The following is a 434-nucleotide window of genomic DNA, read 5'->3' as shown; positions in this document are numbered from 1 at the left end:
AAGGATTTTGCGGCATGCCGGACGCCCGAACATAGCATCGACGTTGTGACCCGCATGGAGCAGAAGCACTACAAGGGCGTCGGGCTATTCGGCCAGGAGCATGGCGGGGAGACGCAGCCCTTCGTTTTTCCGGCGGAAGAGGTCGAAAAGACGCTTGATGACCCCCGCACCATGAAGCTCTCGAATGGGCTGCTCATCTACTTCGACCCTAGGGCGTACGTTAGCCGAGCGGATGTTTATGATCAGTGTGGCGGCGATAATGCGAAGCGAGTCGACGCTGAGGCAATAGAGCGCGCTTGGACACAGGAGGGCGAAGCGTGCGAGTTGGGGGAAAAGCTGTTCGCAGGCAAATGGACGGACAAGCAGGTCAAGATGTACGCCGCGATGCTGGATGAAATGTCGTTCTTCATCAAGCAGTTTAAGTACGCATTGAT

1 protein-coding gene is annotated in these 434 nt (G+C 56.5%); it reads left to right on the top strand.

Annotated elements, in window-relative coordinates:
* Window positions 1-54: 54 nt before the first annotated feature.
* Window positions 55-434: hypothetical protein (locus tag DID99_RS36925; RefSeq protein ID WP_148094730.1), on the top strand; the 380-nt coding region annotated here is incomplete at its 3' end.

It is taken from the genome of Burkholderia sp. Bp8986, assembly GCF_003854225.1.
GTDB lineage: Bacteria > Pseudomonadota > Gammaproteobacteria > Burkholderiales > Burkholderiaceae > Burkholderia.
This window is presented reverse-complemented; position numbering and strand designations above follow the sequence as displayed.